Consider the following 19,261-nt stretch of genomic DNA (forward strand, 5'->3'; position numbering starts at 1 on the left):
TCATCGTCGCCATGAGACTGCTCATCGACCGGGCCGGCGAGCGCGTGCATGCTCGACAACGACGACTTCGTGCCCTGAAGTCTGTACCGTAGGAATTCTTGAGTTCCCCACACAGAACAGGTGATGTCACGATGACTCAGCCGACCGACCTGCACCCCACCACCGTCGTCTTCGATCTGGGCAACGTTCTCATCGGCTGGGATCAGACTGGCCCTCTCGCCGACCGGATGACCCGCGAAGAGTGGAATGATTTTGCCGCCGAGGCGAACTTCGGCATGCTGAATACGCTGGCTGATCGCGGTGTGCCGATCACAGAGGTGATCGCACGGGCGGCCGAATCCGATCCCCGCCACGGCGAAATCGTCGCCGCCTACTATGACCGTTTCGATCTGTCCCTGACCGGTCCGATCGAAGGAATGGCCGAAATCGTCGCCGAGCTCAAGGCCTCCGACATCAGGCTGCTGGGTCTCTCGAACTGGTCGGCAGAGACCTTCCACCATGCGCCGAAGGTCGCGCCGGCGATCAATGAACTCGAAGATATCGTGGTCTCAGGACGGGAGGAGCTGATCAAGCCCGACCCTGAGATCTTCCGTGTCCTGAGCCGACGTTTCGACCTTGTCCCCGAACGGACGGTCTTCGTCGACGACCTGCCGGCGAACATCGATGCCGCCGAAGAGCTCGGCTTCATCGGCCTGCTCTTCACCGATGCTCAGCAACTGCGAGGTGACCTCGGAGGCCTTGGACTCTTCGTCTCCCCAGCCGCCGATGAAAGCTGACGGGGGTTGTTCCCGTGCGCACTCGAGGACTGCTTCGATGAATGGGTCGTTCTGCCGGCGGCTCCGGCCACCGCCTCGGAGGACTTCAACACAATTCCGAATGCCTTCGAGATTCCCTACGCTCATCAGATGATCGGGTCCAGCGACGCGGAGAGGTACAAGTAGGCGGCCGAGGCGGGAACCGTGAACACCGATGCCCCGTCCAACCACTCATCGCAGTTCGCCCCAGTCATGGATCCGACACTCAAAATCGCCACGAAGGCCCGGGTCCTCGCGGCATTGTCGCAATTGAGCAGCTGAGCCGCCGCTGATCCCGCGGCGATTCTTGCCTGGAAGCGGATCGGGCTCGACTCTTCAGACTCAGTCGGTGACCGACCGCCGCACACGTGCCGGCGACCCGACCACGACGGTTCCTGCACGCACGTCCTTGGTGACGACCGAGGCCGCTGCGACCACCGCATCATCACCGATGGTTACGCCGGGCAGGATGGTCACGTTCGAACCGATCCAGACGTTGCGTCCGATGATGATCGGCGCCGGGTGCATGTCGCCACGACGGTCCGGGGTGATGTCGTGGTTGAGAGTCGCCAGCACCGTATTGTGGCCGATGAGGCTGTCGTCTCCGATCCTGATCCCGCCTTGGTCCTGGAAGCTGCATCCGGAATTGATGAAGACCCGCTGACCCAGCGTCGTGTTCTTCCCGAAGTCGGTGTGGAACGGCGGGAACATCGTGACGGTCTTGTCCACTGGCTTGCCCGTCAGCGAGGCCAACAACTGCCTCACCGCGTCGGGGTCGTGATACGAACCGTTGAGCTCGGCAGTTATCCGCAGCGCCTCTTGGCTGCTGCGGTGCATGACCTCGTGCAGAGGCGAGCCGCTGACGATGGTTTCACCGTTGTTGAGTACTTTGACCAGATCCTTGAGTTCCATACTGGCCATCCTTTCGTGTGTCCTACTTTCGTGCATTCTCGGTCGAAAACACGTTCACGGTTTGAGCAGGACCTTGATTGCCTCACGCCTGTCCAAACTCGTCCTTCATCGTGGTCAGAGTCCTGTGGATGTTCAGCCGCTGGAAGTCGGCGAAGCTTTTGCCGCCGGTGAGCACTCGGTCAACGATTGCTGCTACCCAGTCGGGCCAGGTGGTGCGGTCATCGTTCCAGGTTTCGGTGACACGCGTGCGCCCATTGTTGATGTCTTCGAATTCGTAGACCCAGGTGGCGATGCCTCCGCTGATCTTCGGTGAGCTCGCACCGATCTTTCGAACCTGGAACGCGAATCGTTCACCCGGTTCAGATGCGGTGACGACACACTCGGTAACCCATTGTGCCCGGCTGCGATGATTGCTGCCCTCGAAGACTTCGCCCACCTGCAGAGGACGGGGCTCCGCAGGAGTGTGAGCGCCGATGTTCTCAGGACTCCACCGAGGCATCTGGGTCGGATCGGCCACCTGCTCCCACAGAGTGTCCGCATCGACATTGACGATCATGCTGTCGCTGACCTGCGCAGTGCGTTTCATCGAGTTCCCTTCGTCGGTTGAGTCCAGCCTAGTGGTGAAGTTGAAGCGTAGTCTGACTCCCATGCTTCCGAACGCGACGCCCCGCTTGATATTCCGTGAGATGTCACCGAATGATCTCGACGATTTGGCAAACCTCCTCGGCGATCCCCAGGTCATGGAGTACTACCCGCGTCCCAAGGACCGGCCTGAAGCCGCTGGTTGGATCAACTGGAATCTACGCAGCTACGCCGACCACGGCCAGGGCTCTGGGTCATCACGACTCATGATGGTGAATTCCTCGGCGACTGCGGCCTGACCTGGCAGACGGTCGATGACACGCCTGTCCTGGAGCTCGGATACCATGTGAAGACCTCAGCTCAGAAGCTCGGCTATGCTACCGAGGCGGCCGTTGCCTGCCGCGAATACGCCAGTTCGCATACACTGGCATCCCCTTTGGTCTCGATTATCCACAGGGACAATAGTGCTTCCCAGCGCGTGGCTGGGAAGGTCGGCATGAGACTCGATCAAACACTGCGCCACTCATCGCCGGTCCACGTCGTCTTTGCCATGGACCTGTGAAGGTTCGAGCTCGACAGCATCTGGGGTTGACCCGATTTCACGCTGATCGTACGTGCAGTCCGAGGTCAGATCGTCCCCCGGCAATGTCCGAATGGAGGAGGCGTTTCTCGTCATAATCTTCGAGCATCCGCCGGTAAGGGATCGCTGAGGCATCGTCGATTTCACTCAGGCGCTGCCTGACTTGGCTGCGGGCGTCGTCGATTGATTACCACGCTGTCCCAGGAGAGCCTTTTCATGAGCAACCGTCTGATCCTGCAGTGCTTGGACGACCGCGGCAACGGCCGGTCGGCGCATCGAATCGGGACGCAGCACCATCCAATAGGGCAGTCGTTCGGACAGAGTCTCGGGGAAGAGTCTGACCAGGTCATCATGCAGGTCAGCCATGAAGCAGGGCAGGAAGCCGATGCCCGCGCTGGCACGGGTGGCTTCGACATGGACGAACACATTGGTCGAAGACAGTCCGTCTTTCATCGTGGGGACCAGGCGACGTGGCGCGTCGAGATCATCGACCTGGAGCATGGAATCCACGAAGTACACGAGGCGATGTTCGGTCAGCTCATCCTCGGTGGCCGGAGTTCCATTCTCGATCAGATAGTCCCGTGAGGCATACATGCCCAGTTCATAGTCGCCGAGTTTGAATGCTTCAGCGCGGTGCACCTGGGGTTCGCCGACGACCACTTCGATGTCGAGGCCCGATCGCTGCTGCAGTGCCTGTCGCGTCACGGTCACGATCTCCACGCTGAGACCCGGATGCCGACGCCGGAGTTTCGCCACGGCCGGAGCCGCCACATAGGCACTGAACCCATCCGTAGCCGTCATTCGGACCACCCCGGTGATGGCGTCGGGACCGCGCCCTGAGCCGCCGAGGCTGCTCACCGCGTTCTCCACCTGCTCGGCCACCCGCACGGCCTCATGTCCGAGCTCGGTCAGTTCCCATCCACCGGAGGCACGTGAGAGCACGCGGCCGCCGAGGGATTTCTCGAGGGCGGCGATCCGGCGGGAAATGGTTGTGTGGTTGAGGCCCAAGGTCTGTGCCGCGGTCGTGAACTTCGCCGAGCGGGACACCGTGAGCAGCACCAGAAGATCATTCGGCTTCATGTCCATATCTGCAATATTAGGCAGAGGATGTGCTGAAGCGGATCTCAGAACCACAACTTCTGTGCACAAATGTGCATACCGACGTCAGTCATAATCGGTCGAATGGACCCGCGTACTGGAAGGCTCCACCCTGATGAGCGTAGTCCGAGAGCGTACGAATCTGGAAGTAGTCGCCCCAGGCCGGGTCAGGCGGAGTCACTGCGGTCGTCGAAGCCGGGACGAAACCGAAACGCGAGTAATAGGCAGGGTCGCCGAGCAGACCGACGACGGCCTCACCTCTGGCATCAGCAGCACCGAGCACCGCGTGCATCAGCGCCGAGCCGACGCCGTTTCCCTGCCGCCTTGGAAGGACGCTGACCGGCCCGATACCGAGAGCCGGAAACGAACCCACGTGCGCCCGTGTCGCCACGACATGCCCGATGATCTCATCGCCATCGAGGGCGACAAGAGAGAACTCGGGAATCCATGCAGGATCGTCCCGCAACCATGAGATCAGGGTCGCTTCTCCAGGGTCTTCGCTTGGCTCCACCGGTGGAGCGCTGTGGTCTGCACCGCGGAATGCGGCTGCTGTGATTGCGCGGATCTCTTCGGTGTCGCCTGAACGTTCTCGTCTGATCAGCATACGAGCTGAGCCTACCGTGCACCGATGGGGACGAGAATGCTCACCGTCTCGCTTCATATCGGGTCAGAAGAACACCGTTGGGAAATGACTGAGTGTCCAGCAGTTTCAGGTTCACCCAATTGTCCAAGGGCGTGAAGAAGGGCGTTCCCCCACCCACCAGGACCGGGTAGGTGAGCAGAATGTATTCGTCGAGCATTCCAGTCGACGGCACTGATCGTCGAGGAGAACACCACCTTCGGCATCTCCAGCCACCGGCGTGCATACTCACCCTCAGCTGGTGTGACCCCGGGCTGTTGCCCGGCTGTGGGCCAGTGAGAGCTCATCGCCTCCCATAGCCGCCGACCGTACAAAGCCAGCTCGGTGGACCCCACACGGTCAGACCACCATCGGAACACCTCGTCATTCGGCATGCTCCAGCCCAGATCGTCACCGGGCGCAGCTACGTAGCCATCCAGGCTCACGTTCATCGCAAAGCTCAATTTCCGCGTCACATCGGCCCCTCTCAAGTCGGCAGCCGCTGGTGCTGATGAGTCTACTGCGGCATGTTGACGAACCGGGACTTCGCGCCCTGGAAGGCCACGGAGATGTCAGCGGTCGGACCGGCACGGTGTTTGGCGACGATGATATCGGCCTCGCCGGCGCGTTCGTGCTCCTTGTCGTACATGTCGTCACGGTGGATGAGCAGCACCATGTCGGCGTCCTGCTCGATCGAACCGGACTCACGCAGATCCGAGATCATCGGCCGCTTGTCCGTTCTCTGCTCGCTGCCACGGTTGAGCTGCGAGAGTGCGATGACCGGGATCTCGAGTTCTTTGGCCAAGAGCTTGAGTGAACGGGAGAACTCGGAGACTTCCTGCTGACGTGATTCGACCTTTTTGCCGGAGCTCATCAGCTGCAGGTAGTCGACGCAGACCATCTTCAGGTCATGCTGCTGTTTCAGGCGACGGCACTTCGCTCGGATCTCCGTCAGTGCCATGTTCGGCGAATCGTCGACGAACAGTGGTGCATCGTTGATGCGCGATTCCGTTGCGGCCAGGGTGGTCCAGTCGTGGGGGCTCAGCTCACCGCGGCGAAGGTTCTGCAACGGAATCTCCGACTCGGCAGACAGAAGTCGCATGACGAGTTCGTTCTTGCCCATCTCCAAGGAGAAGAAGACAGCGGCCTGGCCGTGGTGGATCGCCGCCGAGCGCATGAAGTCCAACGCCAGTGTGGACTTGCCGACACCGGGACGAGCGGCGATGACGATCATCGTGCCCGGGTGGAAACCGTTGGTGAGCGCATCGAATTCGGTGAATCCGGTCGGCACGCCGGCGGTCTGGCCATCGGTGTCGCCATTGCGTTCGATCTCCTGAGCGACATCGCTGAGAATGTCGGAGAGGATCACGTAGTCCTCGGTGGTGTGACGCTCAGTGACTTGGTAGATCTCCGCCTGGGCCGAGTTCACGACCTCATCGGTATCGCCTTCCGCGTCATAGCCCATCTGCACGATGCGGGTTCCGGCTTCGACGAGTCGACGCAGGACAGCCTGCTCGCGCACGATCGCGGCATAGTAGCCGGCGTTCGCGGCAGTCGGAACGGAGGAGATGAGGGTGTGCAGGTACGCTGCGCCGCCGACACGGGACAGGTCGCCGGTCTTCGTGAGGTAGTTCGCCACCGTCACGGAGTCCGCGGGTTCACCACGCGAATAGAGGTCGAGGACGGCTTCGTAGATGGTCTCGTGAGCAGGCTTGTAGAAGTCATCCCCGGTCATGGATTCGACGCAGTCGGCGATCGCATCCTTGGACAGAAGCATCGCACCGAGGACGCTCTGCTCGGCCTCGACGTCCTGCGGCGGGGTCCTCATCCCGTCAAACCCCTGGTTGTTGCTCAATCGTCTTCCTCTTCCTCGAACCTCGTCGGCGGACACCCGCTTTCAACGCCCTCCAACTGTACCTGGATCGAGAAGCCACAGACCCACCTCGGCGGGGGTATCCGGGTGTGAGCACACGCTCACTCCGGCCGGCTCAGCAGGCCGACCTCAGTCCCGTGAACGGCCTGCCGTCGCCACGGTCACGAGGATCGGCTTCGCCAGCTGCAATCCCAATCTGATGATGAGAATACCGAGGACCACTGACGCGAGAATCGTGAGGAATGTGATCGGCTTGAGCACGAGCGCAGCACCGGCCAGAGGCAGAACGAGAACCAAACCGAGCCCCCCGGCCAACAGCGACACCCAGATCACCGGCCCCAGGACTGCTCTCACCATGGCTGTGTGCATCGTGTCGGGATCCATCCCGGCGGCATAGAGGTCCTGGAAGGTATCGGCTCGATCGTAGATGTCTGCAACCTGGTTGATCAGCGCGGATACGGCGATCAACAGGATCGAGATTCCCATCACCAGCATGACTCCGGTGAAGATGTCCTGCAGCAGGAACCGGTCGGCGTCGTGCATCCGGGCGCCCGGCTCGTCCCCCGCGTCGAGGCCGAGCTGCATGAGCGAGATGCCGGTTCCGCCCACGGCAGCGACGAACGCAGTCATGGCCAGCCCGGAGACTCTGCGCCAGAACCGTTTGGGTTCGTCGGAGACCAACCGCGCGGCGATGAGTCGTTCCGGAGTCTGCGCTCTATTCCCGCTCAGGTACGCAAACCACCTGATCAGAAGTCCGCCGAGGAGGTCGACGACGATCAGACCGAGGAAGAAGGTTGCGATGACCGCAGAGAGGACGATTCCGAGCCCGAGTTCTCCGCTCTTCGACAGCATCACGACAACCGGCAGGGTCAGGACCACGAGGGCCGCCAGAACCACCTGAACGACGGGGAACTTCCGCTCCAGGGCCTTGGTGCGCACACCCAGCGGTGAGATCGCGACCTTGCGCAGGCCCAGCAGCGCAGCCGCGATGCACACGAGGATGAGGAACACGACTACCGAGGCCACCAACCACGGGGGCATGAGCATGTTCTCGTACCCGATGGGATGTCCCATGAAGCGGATCAGGCTCACCGGCCAGGCCAGGCCCAGGTAGCCGAGGACGCCGAGGACGATTCCGCAGATCGCGGGCACCAGCGGTTCGGCCACCGCGAGAGTGACGATGGATGAGCGCCTGGCACCCAGCAGCGACATCGTGGACAGCCGCTCATCCTGTCGCCGGGCGGACAGAGTCGCCGAGGCGGAGGCCAGGGTGCTCGCGGGAATCACGAGGAGGATCGTCGCGAAGCTGGCCAGGAACTTGTACATGAAGTCCATGCCCGCCATGTCCGGGTCCGAGCTGGGTGGGGTCTGGAAGAACATCCAGGCTCCGGCGGCGACGGTGAGGAACAGGGAGGTACAGGCGAAGAACGCGCTCATCACCAACAGCGAACTCGACGAGGTCAGCGTCTTGCGCCCCAGGACGAGGGGTACGACGCGGGTTGATGTGGGCGGAACGGTGGGCATGTCGATCTCCTTCTCAGGCCGCAGCATTCACAGCGGTGACGGTGCGCACGAGCGGGCGGGTGAACTGCAGTCCCAGCCACACCATCGCCACGCCGCCGACGAGCACCGATGCGACAACCCCAATGGTCAGAGGATCGCCGAGGTCACTCGCCGAAGCCATGAGTCCTGCCAGGATTCCGCCCAGCGCCAGGGATACGAGGGTGACGAGGACGATGGGTGACATGACCGCGTTGACCGTGACCCGGTGCATCATCTTCTGTGTCATTCCCGCCGAATGCAGCTCCCGGTACGTCGATGCCCGGTCGAGGATGTCTGCTGCCTGGTTGATCGTCGCGGAGATGACGATGAAAACGAATGCGATGGCCAGGGTGAGGACGAGGCCGGTGAAGATGTCATCGGCCATGTACTGGTACGGGCCCATGATGGCCTTGTCCTCAGCGGTGAGATCTCCTTGATTCGCCCGCATCATCGCCGTGCCGGCACCACCGACGACCGCGATGAAGGTGATCATGGAGAGGCCGGCCACGCGCCGCCAGTACTGAGCGGGGGCATCGGCGATCATCGACGCTGCGATCATCGACGTGGGTGTGCGGGCGATCCGGTGGCTGAACCATCCGTGGATGCGCATGACGAGAACGCCGATGACATTGATGAGCAGAAGGGCGACGCCGATCGTGATGATGCTGGCAACAACGAAGACCATCGTCGGCTGGTTGCGGTCGAGGGAGAAGACGAGGGCTGCGATCATTCCGACCACGAGCACGATCACGGCTATGATGCGGGCCGCAGGGAACTTGCGAGCCAAGGACCTGGTGCGCACGCCCAGCGGTGAAACCGTGATCCTGCGCAAACCCAGCAGCGCGGAGAGCAGGCAGACCAAAAGCAGTCCGATGACAACTGCGGCGAGCAGCCACAGCGGCATCATCAGTGCGGAGTAGCCGAGGGCTTGGCCGTTGAAGACGAGGAGGCTGAGTGGGACTGCGAGCAGAAAGTAACCGGCGATTCCCGCAAAGATTCCTGCCGCGGCGGGAATGAAGGGTTCGGCGACGGCGAGGAGTCTGACCGTGCCAGGCTTCGCACCCAGCAAGGAGAGTGTGGACAGCCGTTCGTCCTGACGTCGGGCACTGAGCTTCGCCGAGGCGACCCCCAAGCTGATCGCGGGAACGATGAGGAAGACGGTGGCCAAGATCGCGAGCATGCGATACAGGTCGGCCACCTCGGCGTATCCGGAGACATCGGGACGGTCGTTGAATGCCCAGGCACCGCCGGCGACGGTGAGGAAAAGAGTCGAGCACGCGAAGAAGGCGAAGGCGACGAGCTTCGATGTTGTCGAGGTGAAGGATTTCTTGGTCAATACGACGGGAAGGATATTCATGGTTGGCATCACCAGTTGTTCTGGACGTACTGGGTGTTCTGTGCACGCTGGTCGTTCTGCGCGTACTCGTTCGCGGAGTCCGAGACGATGCGCCCGTCAGCGAGTCGGACGATGCGCGAGCACCGGGCAGCCACGGTCTCATCGTGAGTGACCACGACCAAGGTGGATCCTCGTCCGGTCGTGGAGGCGAGGAGTTCGGAGAGCACCTCGGTGGAGGTGGTGGAGTCGAGCGCGCCTGTGGGCTCATCGGCGAAGGTGACCACGGGCTGGGTGACCTGGGCGCGGGCGATGGCCACGCGCTGAGCCTGTCCGCCGGAGAGCTGCCCGATGCGCTTGTCCAGGTGCTCGGCCAGTCCCAGGCGCTGCAGCCACGCACGAGCGTGCTCGGTCGCATCGGGGCGCTTCAGACCTGAGAGCATTGCGGCGAGCGCGACATTGTCCAAGGCGGTGAGCTCGGGCAGGAGCAGACCCTGCTGGAACACGAACCCGAAGACCTCGCGACGCAGAGCGGTGCGACCCTTCTCCTTCAGCGACGTGATCTCCGCGGCGGCGCTGCGGTCGGTGGGCAGGAGACGGATATTCCCCTCGTCAGGTCGGATGATGCCAGCGAGGCAGTGCAGGAGGGTCGTCTTTCCGGAACCGGAGGGCCCCATGACGGCCACGGATTCGCCGAGGCCGATGGTGAGGTCGACTCCGGCGAGCGCATAGGTCTGGTTGTAGTGCTTGGTCACGTTCGACGATGTGATGATCGCGGGAAGCTGTGTGTTTGTCATGTCTCCATGTTTTCGCAATCGGACTTGCCCGACTATGAAGACCTCCCACCACTGGGGCGAGGAAAACCCGATAATCGGCACGGAGGTTGAGGAGCCCCGCATGCGACCCTGCAATGGACCAGCACGGCTCACGCCTCTATTGTGAATGCGTAGCGGATGCTTCGAAGGCTCCGCTGCCGAAGAACCACTCTGCGTGAACCACTCCGGGTGAACTCACGACGAGGACCAGTGAAGAGACGTCTACAACTGAGGAGTCATCATGAAAGCACAGTGGATCAGCATTCTCGTCGACGATCAGGCTCGCGCTCTGAAGTTCTACACGGATCGGCTCGGCTTCATTCCGAAGGTCGACGTGCCCGTCGGAGACGAGTTCCGCTGGCTCACAGTGGTCTCACCAGAGGATCCCGATGGCGTGGAAGTCGTCCTCGAACCCAAGGGACACCCCGCCGCGAACGACTTCACTTCCGCGCTGAAGGCAGACGGAATCCCCCTCAACCAGTTCGCCGTTGAGGATGTCCAGGCCGAATACGATCGCCTGAACAAACTCGGTGTGACTTTCGTTCAGGAACCGACGACGATGGGCCCGGTCACCACAGCAGTCCTCGACGACACCGTCGGCAACCTGATCCAGCTCATTCACCAGGAAGAGGCCGAGCCTGACCTGCCGTGAGCAGGCTGGCAGATGCCGTCGAGGACCAATCCGGTTCGCCGCTCGTAGGCCGCTCTGGAAGGGCGAACCCCGTACTTGAGTGCGAGTGAGTTGTCGACGGCCATCGCTTGAAAGTCATCCGACGTGACCCCTTCGGCCAGAGCGTTGGCCGCATGCCCATCCTGCACCAGCTCCTCGTGGAAGCTTCCCCCGAGGTGACAGAGTTCCATGAGTGGGCCCGAGGCAGGAAACGCCTGCAGGAGAACGTCGTTGACCGCCGGCAGTCGGTATTGAAGTTCGCGGATGGCACCGACGTAGAATCGAATCCGCTCACTGATACCGGCAACTGAGCGGGCGTCATCAATCACGGACTTCAGCTTAGTCGCGACGACCTCGTCGATGACGGAATCGATCAGTCCGATCCGCCCGCCAAACCTGTTGAAGATCGTCGCCTTGCTCACCTGGGCGGTACCGGCGACGTTCTCCAGCGGTGCCGAAAGTCCCTCGACGCGAAACACCTCGATTGCGGCAGCGCGGATCCGCGCGACATTCCGGCGGGCATCCGTACGCAACGTCGGCCCAGAGTTCCTATCAGCCACCCTCAGCTCTCCCCTGTTCTCTCCATAACTTGACTACATTGGTCACTTTACCGCAGGATGGATGTCGGCACTAAGTTGACCATATAAGTCAACTTGAAAGGGGTGCCTCCATCAGCACCGGTCTCGGACCGGCTTCAGCGAAAGGTCGCCATAATGATCATCGTGACCGGAGCAACGGGCGCTCTCAACGGATTCACTGTGGAGTATCTCCTCCAACGGATTGCGCCGAGCGACATCGGTGTCAGCGTCCGCAACCCCGACCGCGCACAGCACCTGGCAGACCAGGGCGTTCGCGTCAGACAAGGAAGTTACGACGATCCAGATGCGCTCCGTCACTCGTTCGCCGACGCGGAGCAGGTGCTTCTCGTCTCCTCGAGTGATGTCACCGCGGACGTCATCACACAACACAGAACAGCCATCGACGCGGCAGTCGAGGTTGGAGCCCAACGAATCCTGTACACGAGCGCTCTCGGGACCGGTTTCAACTCCCCCTACCCTCCGCTGTCAATTCACGCTGCCACCGAGCAGTACCTTGCCGAGTCGGGCGTCTCTTGGACGGCACTGCGCAATGGCTTCTACGGAGACCTAGGAGATCTGCTCGGACCATGGCAGGCAACGGGCACGATCGCCAAACCAGCCGACGGTCCCTTCTCGTGGATCGACCGACGCGATGCCGGCGAAGCGGCCGCGACAATATTGACCAGCGCATCGTCCTTCGACGGCCAAGTCAATCTCACGCTGCCCTCACCGGTGACTCTCGCTGACTTCGCCGCACGCGCCTCCGAACTATCGGGCCGCCCTGTCGAACGAATCGTTGTCAAGGACGAAGAATGGATTGCAGGTGAAGTGGCCAACGGGGTGCCCGAGGCTGCCGCACGATTCACTCTGACGATGTTCCAGGCAACGCGAAGCGGCCATTTCGCGCACCCCGATCCCACCCTGTCTCGTCTCCTCGGACGGGCGCCCCGTACCATCTCCGATCAACTCAAGGAACAGGTGGTGCGGACTGAGTGATTGTCCACGGACCGACGTCCAGCGATAAGGCACACGGCTTCACACCTAGTTCACGATTTCACATCGATGTCTCGTCCTTCAGCAACGCCTTGCGGATCTCGACCTTGAGGACCTTGCCTACCTTCGACCTGGGCAGATCGCTCCAGGCATCGATGCGCTTCGGGGTCTTGATGCTGCCGATCCGGGCTTTGACGTGCCCCCGCAGCTCCTCCGTCGTCACCGCACCACCTGGGCGAAGCTGAACCACGGCGGTGACCATCTCGCCCCAATGTTCATCGGGCAGACCGATGACAGCGCAGTCCTGGACCTCGGGGTGGGAGAGCAGGGCCTGCTCCACTTCGGTGGAGTAGACGTTGAACCCGCCGGTGATGATCATGTCCTTGGCACGATCGACGACGTAGAGGTAGTTCTCTTCATCGAGATAGCCGATGTCGCCGGTATGATGCCATCCGAATCGCGTCGCCTCCTCGGTCGCGTCGGGGTTCTTGTAGTAGCCCTCCATGACGAGGGATCCCCGAACGACGATCTCTCCGCGTTGCCCTCTGGGCAGGATCTCGCCGTCTGGAGACATCACTTCCACGGTGCACAGCGGGGAGGCTCGCCCGGCCGAACTCAACCGGTCCTTGGCCAGGGCCCCGTCGGGCAGGAAATGTTCTCGCGGTGACATCGTCGAAATCATCATGGGCGCTTCAGTCTGCCCGAACAGCTGAGCCATGACCGGACCGATCCTCGCAATCGCCTCTTCTAACCGCACCGGAGACATAGGGGCAGCCCCGTACCACAGGCATTCGAGGGAACTGAGATCTGTGGAATCCAGCCCCGCCTCGGCGAGGATCATGTAGACGATCGTCGGCGGCAGGAACGAATGCGTGACTCCATGCTCTTCGACATGGGCCAGGAACGCTCCAACGTCGGCACCGCGCATGATGACGATCTCCCCGCCAAGCGAGAGGATAGGAAAGCACAGAACTCCGGCCGCGTGTGTCAGCGGTGCCATCGCCAGGTACACGGGCTTCTTCGTGAATGGATAGGACATCAGGGTGAGCGCGGTCATCGTCTCAAGATTCTGATTCGACAACATCACTCCCTTGGGACGACCGGTAGTGCCCCCTGTGCCGACGACCATCGCCAGATCGCCCACGGGTGTGCCCGAAGTTTGCCGGTTGTCTCCAGCGGTGAGGAACTCTTCCCACCCGAGGGCTCCTTCGGGCTCGGCATCCAGGCACACCCAGGTATGGATCATCGGCAGATCCGCGCGGATGCTGTCGACCAATTGCGTGTAGGCGCTCGCGAAGATCACGACCGTGCAGTCCGAGAGCTCCAGTAGCTCACGATTCTCCTGGGCCTCGTTACGAGGATTGATCGGACACCACACGGCACCGATCCTAGAGATGCCGAAGACACAGGTGAAGGCCGTCGGATCATTACTCGAGATGATGGCGACCTTGTCTCCAGGTTTCACTCGCCTGGCAGCAAGCCCTGCCGCGATCTCTGCAGACAGCGACTGCACCTGTTCGTAGCTGCGCGACACTCCATCAGTGGTCAGGCACGGTGCCTGCGGGTCGATGGAGGCACCCTTGTCGAGGTAGTCGGAGAGTCTCATGATCTGCGTTCCTTCGCGTCGGTTTCAGTCTGTCAGCTCTGGACCGTGAGCACCGGTTCGGCGACCAGCCCGAACTCCCGCAGCACGCCGAGGAGTGCTTCGTGACCGAATGCCTGACATCCGGAAGCAAAGCCGACCCGCCGAGGTGCCTGCTGGGTCAGGTGGTAAGCGAAGTAGGCTTGGAGCAGACCGGTCTGCTGATAGTTGCTGTTGCCGTGGATGACACAGTGGGCACGCCCCAAAGGCCCACTGGCATGGACCGAGTCCAGTGACTTGTTCACCAGCGGGTTCTCTCTCGGTGGCATCTCACTCATCACCTGAGCCGCGGTCTCGGTGAGCACCTTGTCGCGTTCGGCATCGGACATGTCCTTGGTCTGTTCGAGCGCATTGGCCACGATGACCGGCACACCTCTCATCAGCGCCGTGTTGAACACGCCGCCCTGGGCCTTGACGTTGGCAACCCGCGGGTCGTTCTTGAACCAGACCGGGTGGCTCGTTCCGCCCCAGGGAAGGGACTGTGCGAGCTCATGCTGACCGGGAACGACGAGCGGAACCAGCCCCTCGTTGGGGTCGAACTCGCTGTAGGCATTGCGTTCGAGGTAGTACGCCTTGGAGGTCGCGGCATTGACGAGGATCGTCTGCGTCGAGGCGATCGTCGGGCTCCCGCCCCAGAATACGGCGATGTCCAGGGTGTCCAGACCGGGCTTCTCGAGACACAGGTTGGCCGCGATCTCTCCGATCGTGTACATCTGCGCCAGACCCGGTGAGAGCAGACGGTTCTTCTCTGCGAACTGCTGACCGAACTGCTCCTCGCAGGTGATCAGCCAGTCCTGCTCTCCCGAGGTGTCGGAGTAGTGGGCTCCCGCAGCCAAGGCGGCTTCGACGACCATGGGGCCGTACTTGCTGAACGGGCCGACAGTGTTGATGACAACCTCGGCGCCGGAGAACAATTCGGTGAGAGCTCCGACCTCGTTGTCGACGGCCTTGACCTCATAGTCAGCGGTCTCGATCCCGGGAACGTTGGTGTTCATCGATTCCTGCAGGCGTTTTTCGCTGCGTCCGGCGGCGATGAACGGCACACCGTATTGGCGCAGATACTCACAGACGATTCGTCCTGTGTAGCCGCTTGCCCCGTATACGACGACGGGCTTCTTCTGCTCGGACATCAGTGTCTCCTTCTCGCGGATAGTGTTCAGATGTGCGGATGATGGTCAGCGTGGTGCGGATTGTGGTCGGATGTGTCCCGGATGATCAGCTGCGTGCGGACATCACATGCCCATGCCGCCGTCGACCTGCAGGGCGGCTCCATTGACGAATCGTGACTCGTCGGAGGCCAGGAACATCAGCGCATCGGTGATGTCCTTCTCCTCTCCCAGACGACCGGACGGGGTCAACTCAACAACAGCGGCGACAGCGGCGTCTGGACTGTCGAAGAGCCCGAGTTCCGATACGTCATTGGCCAGTCCTGCACCCATCGCGTTGGGAACCAGGCCGGGGAAGATGCAGTTGACTCGGACTCCGTATCCCAGCTTTCCGCTCTCCATTGCCGCCACTCTGGTCAACCGGTCGATTGCCGACTTCGTCGCGGAATAGACAGAGATCCCGGGAAAGGCGATCGTGGCCGCCACGGAGGCGACGTTGATGATCGTTCCTCCGCCTTCCGCCGGCCCGCCTGGGCGCATCGCACGCAAACCGTGCTTGAGACCGAGAACCGTGCCGAGCACATTGACGTTGAGCATCTTCTTGGCGTCATCAGGGTTGATGTCCGTGATCAGGCTGGTGATCTCCAGTCCGGCATTGTTGACGACGATGTCCAACCCACCCAGTGCCGCGACCGTTGAGTCGATCGCCGCCTGCCATGAGGAATCGTCTGTCACATCGAGTCTGACGAAGTGATGGCCTTCGCCCAGTTCCGAGGCGACTTCGGCGCCTCGGTCCTGCAGATCGGCGATGGCGACTGTGGCTCCTGCCGCAGAGAGGGCGCGAGCGTATGACTCGCCGAGGCCCTGCGCTCCACCTGTGACCAAAGCTCTGCGCCCGGTGAGATCGTACGGTGACATTTTCGGCTCCTTTGCCTGCGATTTAAGCGACGAGACAAGCGTCACATTCAAGCTTGACAACTGTCAAGACCAACTGTCCAGACCATTGATCAAGAAATGGACTGCGGCTAGTATTGAGATGTGGCAAGCACCCAGACTCAGCAGAAGGCTGCCCGCAGCAGGAGGGGCACGGGCAGTTACGACGAGCGTCGAATAGCGCTCGCGGAATCCGCGTTGCGGACCCTCGGCGAGCTCGGCTATGCGCGGACGAGCTTGCGCGACATCGCAGCGAACTCCGAATTCAGCCACGGCGTAGTTCATTACTATTTCCGCGACAAGACCGAACTCATCGTCTTCTGCGTCAAGCATTACAAGACTCAGTGCATGCACCGCTACGACTCGGTAGTTCAGGAGTCCACCACGTCGGCGGGTTTGCTCACCGGATTCGCCGACAAGTTGGTGCAGACACTGACGGAAGAGCCGTCAATGCACCGTCTCTGGTACGACCTGCGCTCCCAGAGCATGTTCCAGGAGGTGCTTCGCGACGATGTGCATGACATCGATCGTGGTCTCGAGGACATGATCTGGCGTGTGGTCTCCCGCTATGCAGAGCTCAGTGACGGCCGCCCATTGGTCGAATCACGCGCTGCTTACTCGATGTTCGACGGCATCTTCGAGAGCACTCTGCGCGATTTCCTCGCCGATCGATCGGGTGCGGTCGACTGGATCAGAGCTCAGGTGACAAGCCTGCTTCCTGCACTGTGCGCACCCGTGGACTCAGCCTCGAACTGATCGACCAGCCCTCAAGCTGTCCATCCGGCGCTCAGATCGAACGTCCGGCTTTCAAGCCGGCAAAGGCCCTCACCCAGGCAGCAGCACAATGATCGTGTGGATGAGAAGTCCGACCAGGGCGCCGATCACGGTTCCGTTGATCCGGATGTACTGCAGGTCTTTGCCCACGTAGAGTTCGATCCTCTCGGCGGCTTCCTTCGCATCCCAGCGTTCGATGGTGTCTGAGATGACGCTGGCGATTTCGGGGCCGAAGCTCTCGGCCAGGTCTCCAGCTGTGGTGGCGATCCGGTCGTCGATCTTGGCGGCAAACTCCGAGTCAGCCTGCAACCGCTGGGCGAACTCTCCGATGAGTTCTGAGATCCGTCCCCGCACCTCACCGTTCGGATCGATGATGGCCTGACGCAGGAGCTGTTTGAGGCTGCTCCAGATCTCGAGCACCGAGTCGACGACCCCGGACTGGCTGAGCAGGTCGTTGATGATGACTTCGGCCTTCTCCGACAGCGGAGTATCCGAGTTCAGGTCGTCGGAGAGATCGACGAGCCAGGAATCGAGGGCCTGACGCGCCTTGTGGTATTCGTTGTCGCGGACGTCGGCGACCCAGCCGAGCACCTCGCGCTGGAGTCGGTTGGAGAGCTGCTCGTTGACGAATTCGGGGATCCAGGAAGGTGCCCGATTGTGAACGATCTCATCGATGACCTGCGGATTGTCACTCAACCAGGAGTACGCCTCGGCGACGATGAGGTCGACAAGTTTATGGTGCGCCCCGTCAAGGACGATCTGGCGCAGAAGCTGGGCCAACACCGGAGTCTTGCGGGTCGCGACCAGGCGCGGAATGATGACATTCCTGGTCAGGGTTACCACGGAATCGTCATCGATGCGGGCCAGCACATATTCGAGTCCACCGGCGGCACGATCGACGACGAGGTCACGGTTGGCGGACCTGCTCAGCCACTCACCGGCGCGGTGGGAGACTTGGGCGGATCGGATCTTCGTCGACACCGCCTCGGCGTGGAGGAAATTCGCGGCGACGAACGCGGACATGCTCGCGCCCAAGGTGTCCTTCTTGCGCGGAATGATCGCTGTGTGAGGAATGTGCAGACCCAGCGGGTGACGGAAGAGCGCGGTGACGGCGAACCAATCGGCGATCGCACCGATCATCGCGGCCTCAGAAGCGCGGGAGACGAATCCCCAGACTCCGGTGTTGTCGGTGAAGATGTGGGTGATAAGGAAGATGAGGGTGGCGAGGATGAGCAGTGACAGTGCCAGCGTCCGCATCTTGCGCAGACCCCGCGCCCGTTCCTGATCCTCCGGCGTCAGTTCGCTCGGACCGCCGAAGCGCGGCACAGATGGTGCTTTTTCGATCGACATCGTTTCCCCCTTGTCACCTGTCATCGACTTTAGCGAAGTCCCTGCCCAAGATGGTCATCGGCAGGCTGTGCTGAGCCTGAGAACCTGAGTCGCGGACTCCGCACCCTGACATCCTCGCCCCCCAACATGCTTGTATGGGGAGAAGAGCATTCGACGATTTTGGGGAGGATGACATGGCGGAGAACTTCTCTGTCGGCGATCACGTGGGTTGGAATTCGGAGGCCGGCGAGGTCTCGGGCACGATCACGAAGGTCCACACTTCTGATTTCGAGTACAAGGGCCACAACCGTCGGGCGTCGAAGGACGAGCCGCAGTACGAGATCAAGAGCGACAAGACCGATCACATCGCCGCTCACAAGGGCAGTTCGCTCCACCGGATCAGCAAGAAGTGACCGATTCGCAACCGGTTGATCCACGGTTCTTCACCATCGGGCATTCGACTCATTCCCTCGAGGAATTCATCGAACTCCTGACCGAGAATTCCGCCGAGGTGGTCGTCGACGTCCGCAAGCTGCCCGGATCGAACAAGTTTCCCCAGTTCAATGCGGATACCCTCGTCGATGACCTGGCCGAGGCGGGCATCAGACTCCGGCGCCTCGAGGGGCTGACAGGCAGACGCCCGGTGAATCATGACATCGACTTCGACGTCAACGGATGGTGGAAGAACCGCAGCTTCCACAACTATGCCGATCACACCCTGACCGAGGAGTTCCGTCACGACTTCGACCAGCTGCTCGGATGGGGCGCGAAGAGTCGTTGCGTCCTCATGTGCTCTGAGGCGGTGTGGTGGCGCTGTCATCGGCGCATCATCGCCGACAACCTACTCGCCCACGACTTCTCAGTCAGCCACATCATGGGCAAGAACCAGACGACTGCCGCTGAACTCAGCGCCGCAGCCGTTGTCGATAAGGACGAAAACGTCACGTACCCGGCAACCGACTCAGCCATCTCCACCAGTAAGCCCACGGATTCATAGCGATTCGTGGGGGCGCGCAGCAATTCTTGGGGGTACCAAGCGATTTGCAGGTAACAGAACCCCGATTTCGCACGCTCAGATCGAGGTTCTT

22 protein-coding genes and 1 pseudogene are annotated in these 19,261 nt (G+C 61.5%); 8 read left to right on the top strand and 15 right to left on the bottom strand.

Translation table 11 applies throughout. From position 1 onward, the window contains the following. Nucleotides 1-131 precede the first annotated feature (131 nt). Nucleotides 132-776 (top strand): HAD-IA family hydrolase, encoded by a 645-nt coding sequence (locus BSP239C_RS09535; RefSeq protein ID WP_101572231.1) that lies wholly within the window; start codon nt 132-134, stop codon nt 774-776. A gap of 125 nt (nt 777-901) precedes the next feature. Here the strand turns inward: BSP239C_RS09535 and BSP239C_RS21110 are convergent, their stop codons facing one another. From BSP239C_RS21110 to BSP239C_RS09545, 3 genes are all read right to left on the bottom strand, one after another. Further along, a complete protein-coding gene (locus tag BSP239C_RS21110) occupies nt 902-1,033 on the bottom strand; it encodes a hypothetical protein (RefSeq protein ID WP_257930152.1) in 132 nt (43 codons plus the stop codon). Nucleotides 1,034-1,136: 103 nt separating this feature from the next. Continuing rightward, the gene (locus BSP239C_RS09540) at nt 1,137-1,706 is read right to left on the bottom strand and encodes a DapH/DapD/GlmU-related protein (RefSeq protein ID WP_101572233.1); all 570 of its coding nucleotides are present in this window, start codon (nt 1,704-1,706) and stop codon (nt 1,137-1,139) included. Between the two features lie 82 nt (nt 1,707-1,788). Then, on the bottom strand, nt 1,789-2,292 hold the full coding sequence (locus BSP239C_RS09545; RefSeq protein WP_101572235.1) for an SRPBCC family protein: 504 nt from the start codon (nt 2,290-2,292) through the stop codon (nt 1,789-1,791). Between the two features lie 100 nt (nt 2,293-2,392). Here BSP239C_RS09545 and BSP239C_RS21115 point away from each other — a divergent pair, with 100 nt between their 5' ends. Both BSP239C_RS21115 and BSP239C_RS09550 read left to right on the top strand, forming a co-directional pair. Then, nucleotides 2,393-2,587: a GNAT family N-acetyltransferase gene (locus tag BSP239C_RS21115; RefSeq protein ID WP_257930153.1), complete on the top strand. Its 195-nt coding sequence runs from the start codon at nt 2,393-2,395 to the stop codon at nt 2,585-2,587. Continuing rightward, nucleotides 2,545-2,850 carry a GNAT family N-acetyltransferase gene (locus BSP239C_RS09550; protein WP_257930159.1) on the top strand — a complete coding sequence of 102 codons (306 nt, stop codon included), beginning with the start codon at nt 2,545-2,547 and terminating at the stop codon, nt 2,848-2,850. The genes BSP239C_RS21115 and BSP239C_RS09550 overlap by 43 nt, the downstream gene beginning before the upstream one ends. Nucleotides 2,851-3,015: 165 nt before the next feature. Here the strand turns inward: BSP239C_RS09550 and BSP239C_RS09555 are convergent, their stop codons facing one another. The 7 genes and pseudogenes from BSP239C_RS09555 to BSP239C_RS09585 all read right to left on the bottom strand — a co-directional run bounded on the left by BSP239C_RS09555 (nt 3,016) and on the right by BSP239C_RS09585 (nt 10,130). Next, the gene (locus BSP239C_RS09555; protein ID WP_101572237.1) at nt 3,016-3,954 is read right to left on the bottom strand and encodes a LysR family transcriptional regulator; all 939 of its coding nucleotides are present in this window, start codon (nt 3,952-3,954) and stop codon (nt 3,016-3,018) included. Nucleotides 3,955-4,036: 82 nt separating this feature from the next. Further along, on the bottom strand, nt 4,037-4,570 hold the full coding sequence (locus tag BSP239C_RS09560) for a GNAT family N-acetyltransferase (protein ID WP_101572239.1): 534 nt from the start codon (nt 4,568-4,570) through the stop codon (nt 4,037-4,039). Between the two features lie 40 nt (nt 4,571-4,610). Further along, nucleotides 4,611-5,037 (bottom strand): annotated as a pseudogene (locus BSP239C_RS09565) (dihydrofolate reductase family protein). A gap of 65 nt (nt 5,038-5,102) precedes the next feature. Further along, complete coding sequence (dnaB, locus tag BSP239C_RS09570; protein WP_050773361.1) at nt 5,103-6,413, bottom strand: replicative DNA helicase; 1,311 nt, start codon at nt 6,411-6,413, stop codon at nt 5,103-5,105. Between the two features lie 174 nt (nt 6,414-6,587). Next, a complete protein-coding gene (locus tag BSP239C_RS09575) occupies nt 6,588-7,982 on the bottom strand; it encodes an FtsX-like permease family protein (RefSeq protein ID WP_101572241.1) in 1,395 nt (464 codons plus the stop codon). 13 nt (nt 7,983-7,995) lie between these two features. After that, on the bottom strand, nt 7,996-9,366 hold the full coding sequence (locus BSP239C_RS09580; RefSeq protein WP_101572243.1) for an FtsX-like permease family protein: 1,371 nt from the start codon (nt 9,364-9,366) through the stop codon (nt 7,996-7,998). Beyond that, nucleotides 9,366-10,130, bottom strand: coding sequence for an ABC transporter ATP-binding protein (locus BSP239C_RS09585; protein ID WP_101572245.1), 765 nt, complete (start codon nt 10,128-10,130; stop codon nt 9,366-9,368). The genes BSP239C_RS09580 and BSP239C_RS09585 overlap by 1 nt, the downstream gene beginning before the upstream one ends. 259 nt (nt 10,131-10,389) lie before the next feature. Here BSP239C_RS09585 and BSP239C_RS09590 point away from each other — a divergent pair, with 259 nt between their 5' ends. Then, a complete protein-coding gene (locus BSP239C_RS09590) occupies nt 10,390-10,800 on the top strand; it encodes a VOC family protein (protein ID WP_101572247.1) in 411 nt (136 codons plus the stop codon). Here BSP239C_RS09590 and BSP239C_RS09595 read toward each other — a convergent pair. Then, entirely contained in the window at nt 10,767-11,378 is a 612-nt protein-coding gene (locus BSP239C_RS09595; protein ID WP_101572249.1) for a TetR/AcrR family transcriptional regulator, read from the bottom strand. The two genes, BSP239C_RS09590 and BSP239C_RS09595, sit on opposite strands and share 34 nt — an antisense overlap. Nucleotides 11,379-11,531: 153 nt before the next feature. Here BSP239C_RS09595 and BSP239C_RS09600 point away from each other — a divergent pair, with 153 nt between their 5' ends. Then, nucleotides 11,532-12,392, top strand: coding sequence for an SDR family oxidoreductase (locus BSP239C_RS09600; protein ID WP_101572251.1), 861 nt, complete (start codon nt 11,532-11,534; stop codon nt 12,390-12,392). Nucleotides 12,393-12,450: 58 nt separating this feature from the next. Here BSP239C_RS09600 and BSP239C_RS09605 read toward each other — a convergent pair whose 3' ends face one another. From BSP239C_RS09605 to BSP239C_RS09615, 3 genes are all read right to left on the bottom strand, one after another. Continuing rightward, a complete protein-coding gene (locus tag BSP239C_RS09605; protein ID WP_101572252.1) occupies nt 12,451-13,995 on the bottom strand; it encodes an AMP-binding protein in 1,545 nt (514 codons plus the stop codon). A 32-nt stretch (nt 13,996-14,027) separates the two neighbouring features. Then, the gene (locus BSP239C_RS09610) at nt 14,028-15,161 is read right to left on the bottom strand and encodes a DUF5938 domain-containing protein (protein WP_101572255.1); all 1,134 of its coding nucleotides are present in this window, start codon (nt 15,159-15,161) and stop codon (nt 14,028-14,030) included. Nucleotides 15,162-15,263: 102 nt separating this feature from the next. After that, complete coding sequence (locus BSP239C_RS09615; RefSeq protein WP_101572257.1) at nt 15,264-16,055, bottom strand: SDR family NAD(P)-dependent oxidoreductase; 792 nt, start codon at nt 16,053-16,055, stop codon at nt 15,264-15,266. A 120-nt stretch (nt 16,056-16,175) separates the two neighbouring features. Between BSP239C_RS09615 and BSP239C_RS09620 the strand changes: the two genes are divergently transcribed. After that, entirely contained in the window at nt 16,176-16,826 is a 651-nt protein-coding gene (locus BSP239C_RS09620) for a TetR/AcrR family transcriptional regulator (RefSeq protein ID WP_101572259.1), read from the top strand. Nucleotides 16,827-16,895: 69 nt separating this feature from the next. Here BSP239C_RS09620 and BSP239C_RS09625 read toward each other — a convergent pair whose 3' ends face one another. Then, entirely contained in the window at nt 16,896-18,194 is a 1,299-nt protein-coding gene (locus BSP239C_RS09625) for a DUF445 domain-containing protein (protein WP_101572356.1), read from the bottom strand. Nucleotides 18,195-18,367: 173 nt separating this feature from the next. Here BSP239C_RS09625 and BSP239C_RS09630 point away from each other — a divergent pair, with 173 nt between their 5' ends. Together BSP239C_RS09630 and BSP239C_RS09635 are read left to right on the top strand one after the other, a co-directional pair. Beyond that, nucleotides 18,368-18,586: a DUF2945 domain-containing protein gene (locus BSP239C_RS09630; protein ID WP_101572261.1), complete on the top strand. Its 219-nt coding sequence runs from the start codon at nt 18,368-18,370 to the stop codon at nt 18,584-18,586. Next, complete coding sequence (locus BSP239C_RS09635) at nt 18,583-19,170, top strand: DUF488 family protein (protein WP_101572263.1); 588 nt, start codon at nt 18,583-18,585, stop codon at nt 19,168-19,170. Before BSP239C_RS09630 ends, BSP239C_RS09635 begins: the two co-directional genes overlap by 4 nt. The last annotated feature ends 91 nt before the right edge of the window (nt 19,171-19,261 follow it).

Source organism: Brevibacterium sp. 239c, assembly GCF_900169365.1.
Taxonomy (GTDB): Bacteria; Actinomycetota; Actinomycetes; order Actinomycetales; family Brevibacteriaceae; genus Brevibacterium.

Excerpts from the sequence above, each read along its gene's own strand:
- BSP239C_RS09535 (WP_101572231.1), top strand. The coding sequence starts at position 132 with ATGACTCAGCCGACCGACCTGCACCCCACCACCGTCGTCTTCGATCTG.
- BSP239C_RS09540 (WP_101572233.1), bottom strand. The coding sequence starts at position 1,706 with ATGGAACTCAAGGATCTGGTCAAAGTACTCAACAACGGTGAAACCATC.
- BSP239C_RS09545 (WP_101572235.1), bottom strand. The coding sequence starts at position 2,292 with ATGAAACGCACTGCGCAGGTCAGCGACAGCATGATCGTCAATGTCGAT.
- BSP239C_RS21115 (WP_257930153.1), top strand. The coding sequence starts at position 2,393 with ATGTCACCGAATGATCTCGACGATTTGGCAAACCTCCTCGGCGATCCC.
- BSP239C_RS09555 (WP_101572237.1), bottom strand. The coding sequence starts at position 3,954 with ATGGACATGAAGCCGAATGATCTTCTGGTGCTGCTCACGGTGTCCCGC.
- BSP239C_RS09560 (WP_101572239.1), bottom strand. The coding sequence starts at position 4,570 with ATGCTGATCAGACGAGAACGTTCAGGCGACACCGAAGAGATCCGCGCA.
- dnaB (WP_050773361.1), bottom strand. The coding sequence starts at position 6,413 with ATGAGGACCCCGCCGCAGGACGTCGAGGCCGAGCAGAGCGTCCTCGGT.
- BSP239C_RS09575 (WP_101572241.1), bottom strand. The coding sequence starts at position 7,982 with ATGCCCACCGTTCCGCCCACATCAACCCGCGTCGTACCCCTCGTCCTG.
- BSP239C_RS09580 (WP_101572243.1), bottom strand. The coding sequence starts at position 9,366 with ATGCCAACCATGAATATCCTTCCCGTCGTATTGACCAAGAAATCCTTC.
- BSP239C_RS09585 (WP_101572245.1), bottom strand. The coding sequence starts at position 10,130 with ATGACAAACACACAGCTTCCCGCGATCATCACATCGTCGAACGTGACC.
- BSP239C_RS09590 (WP_101572247.1), top strand. The coding sequence starts at position 10,390 with ATGAAAGCACAGTGGATCAGCATTCTCGTCGACGATCAGGCTCGCGCT.
- BSP239C_RS09600 (WP_101572251.1), top strand. The coding sequence starts at position 11,532 with ATGATCATCGTGACCGGAGCAACGGGCGCTCTCAACGGATTCACTGTG.
- BSP239C_RS09605 (WP_101572252.1), bottom strand. The coding sequence starts at position 13,995 with ATGAGACTCTCCGACTACCTCGACAAGGGTGCCTCCATCGACCCGCAG.
- BSP239C_RS09610 (WP_101572255.1), bottom strand. The coding sequence starts at position 15,161 with ATGTCCGAGCAGAAGAAGCCCGTCGTCGTATACGGGGCAAGCGGCTAC.
- BSP239C_RS09615 (WP_101572257.1), bottom strand. The coding sequence starts at position 16,055 with ATGTCACCGTACGATCTCACCGGGCGCAGAGCTTTGGTCACAGGTGGA.
- BSP239C_RS09625 (WP_101572356.1), bottom strand. The coding sequence starts at position 18,194 with ATGTCGATCGAAAAAGCACCATCTGTGCCGCGCTTCGGCGGTCCGAGC.
- BSP239C_RS09630 (WP_101572261.1), top strand. The coding sequence starts at position 18,368 with ATGGCGGAGAACTTCTCTGTCGGCGATCACGTGGGTTGGAATTCGGAG.